Raw genomic sequence first — 5589 nt, forward strand, 5'->3', positions numbered from 1 at the left:
TTCGCTGCCAGGGGGCGCGCACGGTTGGTGTGTGGTTGTTGGTGGTGGTGTTGTTTGAGAACTCGATAGTGTGCCGATGTACTTTATTTTGTGATGCGCATGGATTGCGTTGGTGGGTACCTGGGTCTTTTTTGGTGGCCCTTATTTTACCGATGTTGTTTGTGTGTATTGCTTTGCTTGCATGCCCTTTTTTTGGCGCTGGCTTTTGTTGGTGTCATCCCTGTCGGGGTGTGTGAGTGGTGATAGACATTTTTTATTTTGGATGAATGCCAGGCCATGCTTTTGTGTGGTTTGTTGTTTGTTCTTTTTGCTAGGTTTGGCTTTCTGCGGATTTTTCTGATTGAAGGTTTTTGTGGAGAGTTTGATCCTGGCTCAGGACGAACGCTGGCGGCGTGCTTAACACATGCAAGTCGAACGGTAAGGCCCCTGCTTGCAGGGGTACACGAGTGGCGAACGGGTGAGTAACACGTGGGTGACCTGCCCTGCACTTCGGGATAAGCCTGGGAAACTGGGTCTAATACCGGATAGGACCATGTTGTAGGAACATGGTGGAAAGTTTTTTCGGTGTGGGATGGGCCTGCGGCCTATCAGCTTGTTGGTGGGGTAATGGCCTACCAAGGCGTCGACGGGTATCCGGCCTGAGAGGGTGGACGGACACATTGGGACTGAGACACGGCCCAGACTCCTACGGGAGGCAGCAGTGGGGAATATTGCACAATGGGCGGAAGCCTGATGCAGCGACGCCGCGTGGGGGATGACGGCCTTCGGGTTGTAAACTCCTTTCACCATCGACGAAGGTTTTCTGACGGTAGATGGAGAAGAAGCACCGGCTAACTACGTGCCAGCAGCCGCGGTAATACGTAGGGTGCGAGCGTTGTCCGGAATTACTGGGCGTAAAGAGCTCGTAGGTGGTTTGTCACGTCGTCTGTGAAATTCCGGGGCTTAACTCCGGGCGTGCAGGCGATACGGGCATAACTTGAGTACTGTAGGGGAGACTGGAATTCCTGGTGTAGCGGTGAAATGCGCAGATATCAGGAGGAACACCAATGGCGAAGGCAGGTCTCTGGGCAGTAACTGACGCTGAGGAGCGAAAGCATGGGTAGCGAACAGGATTAGATACCCTGGTAGTCCATGCCGTAAACGGTGGGCGCTAGGTGTAGGGGTCTTCCACGACTTCTGTGCCGTAGCTAACGCATTAAGCGCCCCGCCTGGGGAGTACGGCCGCAAGGCTAAAACTCAAAGGAATTGACGGGGGCCCGCACAAGCGGCGGAGCATGTGGATTAATTCGATGCAACGCGAAGAACCTTACCTGGGCTTGACATATACGGGACGGCGGCAGAGATGTCGTTTCCCTTGTGGCTCGTATACAGGTGGTGCATGGTTGTCGTCAGCTCGTGTCGTGAGATGTTGGGTTAAGTCCCGCAACGAGCGCAACCCTTGTCTTATGTTGCCAGCACGTTATGGTGGGGACTCGTGAGAAACTGCCGGGGTCAACTCGGAGGAAGGTGGGGATGACGTCAAATCATCATGCCCCTTATGTCCAGGGCTTCACACATGCTACAATGGCCGGTACAGTGGGTTGCGAGCCTGTGAGGGTGAGCTAATCTCATAAAGCCGGTCTCAGTTCGGATCGGGGTCTGCAACTCGACCCCGTGAAGTCGGAGTCGCTAGTAATCGCAGATCAGCAACGCTGCGGTGAATACGTTCCCGGGCCTTGTACACACCGCCCGTCACGTCATGAAAGTCGGTAACACCCGAAGCCAGTGGCCTAACTTTTGAGGGAGCTGTCGAAGGTGGGATTGGCGATTGGGACGAAGTCGTAACAAGGTAGCCGTACCGGAAGGTGCGGCTGGATCACCTCCTTTCTAAGGAGTTTTTTTTCAGCAGTTGGTGTCATCGTGTTGGTGATGGTGGCTGTTTTTATTTTTTTAGGGTGGATGCTTGCCGCGTGCCGTTGGGGTGCGAGTGGTTGGTGTGTGTCGCGAAGTGTTGTGTGTCGGTGCGCTGTTGGGTGTCTGGAATGGCACGTTTGTGTGTTGTTTCTGCTGCTGTGTGTGCTTGCCTCGTTGTGGGGTGGGTGTGTGTGGTGGGTGTTGTGTGAGAACTGGATAGTGGACGCGAGCATCTTGTTTTTCTAATTTATTCTGTGATTTTTTCTAGGTTGTTGCATGTGCTGACTGTTGCCTTTGGTGGTGGTTGGTGTGTGTGATTGTTCTTAGTGTTTTGTGAGTTACTTTGTGTGTTGTTTTTTAAGGGCACACGGTGGATGCCTTGGCATAGTAGGCCGATGAAGGACGTGAGAGACCGCGATAGTCCTCGGGGAGTTGTCAACTAAGCGTTGATCCGAGGGTGTCCGAATGGGGAAACCTGGCCGTAGTTATGTGCGGTCGCCTGCAGATGAATTCATAGTCTGTGTGGTGGTTACGCGGGGAAGTGAAACATCTTAGTACCCGTAGGAAGAGAAAATAATAATGATTCCGTTAGTAGTGGCGAGCGAACGCGGATGATGGCTAAACCGCATGCGTGTGATACGTGGCAGTGGTTGCGTGTGTGGTGTTGTGGGACGTGTGCGTGCATGGTCTGCCAACTGTGCGCTGGTGTAAATGATGGTTAGTGGAAGTGGCTTGGAATGGCCTGCCGTAGACGGTGATAGCCCGGTACGTGAAAATTGTTGTTTGCCAGTTGTGTGTGTTCCCAAGTAGCAGCGGGCTCGTGGAATCTGCTGTGAATCTGCCGGGACCGCCCGGTAAGCCTGAATACCTGCTGTGACCGATAGCGGATAGTACCGTGAGGGAATGGTGAAAAGTACCCCGGGAGGGGAGTGAAATAGTACCTGAAACCGTGTGCTTACAATCCGTCAGAGCCCTTGTGGGTGATGGCGTGCCTTTTGAAGAATGAGCCTGCGAGTCAGCGGCATGTCGCGAGGTTAACCCGTGTGGGGTAGTCGTAGCGAAAGCGAGTATTTATGTGCGTTGTAGTGGCATGTCCTGGACCCGAAGCGGGGTGATCTACCCATGGCCAGTGTGAAGCAGAGGTAAGACTTTGTGGAGGCGCGAACCCACTTAGGTTGAAAACTGAGGGGATGAGTTGTGGGTAGGGGTGAAAGGCCAATCAAACTCCGTGATAGCTGGTTCTCCCCGAAATGCATTTAGGTGCAGCGTCGTGTGTTTCCTCCTGGAGGTAGAGCTACTGGTTGGTTTAGCGGGACTATCATCTTAGCGACATCAGCCAAACTCCGAATGCCGGTGAGGTGAGAGCACGGCAGTGAGACTGCGGGGGATAAGCTTCGTAGTCGAGAGGGAAACAGCCCAGATCGCCGGCTAAGGCCCCTAAGGGTGTACTAAGTGGAAAAGGATGTGGGATCGCGAAGACAACCAGGAGGTTGGCTTAGAAGCAGCCATCCTTGAAAGAGTGCGTAATAGCTCACTGGTCGAGTGGTTCTGCGCCGACAATGTAGTGGGGCTCAAGTACACCGCCGAAGCCGCGGCACTCAACATTTTTGTTGGGTGGGTAGGGGAGCGTCGTGCATGTGTTGAAGCCAGGGGGTGACCGTTGGTGGAGTGTGTGCGAGTGAGAATGCAGGCATGAGTAGCGAATGAGGAGTGGAAAACTCCTCCGCCGAATGACTAAGGGTTCCTGGGCCAGGTTAATCCTCCCAGGGTGAGTCGGGACCTAAGGCGAGGCCGACAGGCGTAGTCGATGGATAACGGGTTGATATTCCCGTACCCGTGTTTTTGCGACCATGGTGAATCAGTGATACTAACCTTCCTGAAGCGTGCTGTGATGGAGTCTTTGGCTTTGTTGTGGTGTGTGGATGCAAGGGACCTGATCTGGTAGTAGCCAAGTGATGGGGTGACGCAGGAAGGTAGCCGTGCCACGTGATGGATTGTCGTGGTGTAAGCGTGTGGCCCGTGTGGTAGGTAAATCCGCCATGCATTGTGGGTGAGGCGTGATGCGTACCCGTTGTGGGGAAGTTGGTGATCCTATGCTGTCGAGAAAAGCCTCTAGCGATGTGGGAACATGGCCCGTACCCTAAACCGACACAGGTGGTCAGGTAGAGAATACTAAGGCGATCGGGATAACTGTGGTTAAGGAACTCGGCAAAATGCCCCCGTAACTTCGGGAGAAGGGGGGCCACTGCTGGTGAACGACGTGTTGAGCTGGTGGTGGCCGCAGAGAATAGAGGGAAGCGACTGTTTACTAAAAACACAGGTCCGTGCGAAGACGTGTAAGTCGATGTATACGGACTGACGCCTGCCCGGTGCTGGAAGGTTAAGAGGACCTGTTAGGCGGTAACGCCGAAGCGGAGAATTTAAGCCCCAGTAAACGGCGGTGGTAACTATAACCATCCTAAGGTAGCGAAATTCCTTGTCGGGTAAGTTCCGACCTGCACGAATGGCGTAACGACTTCCCTGCTGTCTCAACCACAGACCCGGCGAAATTGCAGTACGAGTAAAGATGCTCGTTACGCGCGGCAGGACGAAAAGACCCCGGGACCTTCACTATAGCTTGGTATTGGTGTTCGATTCGGTTTGTGTAGGATAGGTGGGAGACTGTGAAGCGGCTACGCTAGTGGTTGTGGAGTCGTTGTTGAAATACCACTCTGATCGTATTGGATGTCTAACCTTGGCCCATGATCTGGGTTGGGGACAGTGCCTGGTGGGTAGTTTAACTGGGGCGGTTGCCTCCTAAAGAGTAACGGAGGCGCCCAAAGGTTCCCTCAGCCTGGTTGGCAATCAGGTGTTGAGTGTAAGTGCACAAGGGAGCTTGACTGTGAGAGTGACAGCTCGAGCAGGTAGGAAACTAGGGACTAGTGATCCGGCACTGGCTTGTGGAAGCGGTGTCGCTCAACGGATAAAAGGTACCCCGGGGATAACAGGCTGATCTTCCCCAAGAGTCCATATCGACGGGATGGTTTGGCACCTCGATGTCGGCTCGTCGCATCCTGGGGCTGGAGTAGGTCCCAAGGGTAGGGCTGTTCGCCCTTTAAAGCGGCACGCGAGCTGGGTTTAGAACGTCGTGAGACAGTTCGGTCTCTATCCGCCGCGCGCGTTGAAACTTGAGGAAGGCTGTCCCTAGTACGAGAGGACCGGGATGGACGTACCTCTGGTGTGCCAGTTGTTCCGCCAGGAGCATGGCTGGTTGGCTACGTACGGAAGGGATAACCGCTGAAAGCATCTAAGCGGGAAGCCTGTTTCGAGATTAGGTTTCATTTGAGGTTCCCTATAGATGATGGGGTTGATAGGCCGGATCTGGAAGCACAGTGATGTGTGGAGGTGACCGGTACTAATGTGCCGATATAACAACACATGTTGTGATTGTGGTCATGGTTTGTTGGTGTAACGAGTTGTTCGCGTCCGTTGTTCAGTGTCTGGCATGACACCGTGCACCCGTTGTGGTGTGTTTGTGTTGTGTTGTGTTTTTGTCGGTGGTGTTAGCGGCGGGGTCACGCCCGGTCTCATTCCGAACCCGGAAGCTAAGTCTGCCTGCGCCGATGGTACTGCACTCGGGAGGGTGTGGGAGAGTAGGTCGCTGCCGGCATTGTTTTTGTGGGGGTCTGGTCCTTGTGGGCTGGGCCCCCTTTTTTT

Annotated in this window: 3 rRNA genes; all 3 read left to right on the forward strand. The window is 54.0% G+C overall.

The features are described from left to right. Window positions 1-349 precede the first annotated feature (349 nt). Window positions 350-1866 (forward strand): 16S ribosomal RNA (locus WG938_RS10740). A gap of 374 nt (window positions 1867-2240) precedes the next feature. Then, window positions 2241-5312 (forward strand): 23S ribosomal RNA (locus WG938_RS10745). A gap of 113 nt (window positions 5313-5425) precedes the next feature. Continuing rightward, window positions 5426-5542, forward strand: a 5S ribosomal RNA gene (gene rrf / locus WG938_RS10750). Together the 16S, 23S and 5S rRNA genes form the textbook arrangement of a ribosomal RNA operon. Window positions 5543-5589: the final 47 nt, after the last annotated feature.

It is taken from the genome of Corynebacterium sp. H113, from assembly GCF_037572315.1.
Lineage (GTDB): Bacteria > Actinomycetota > Actinomycetes > Mycobacteriales > Mycobacteriaceae > Corynebacterium.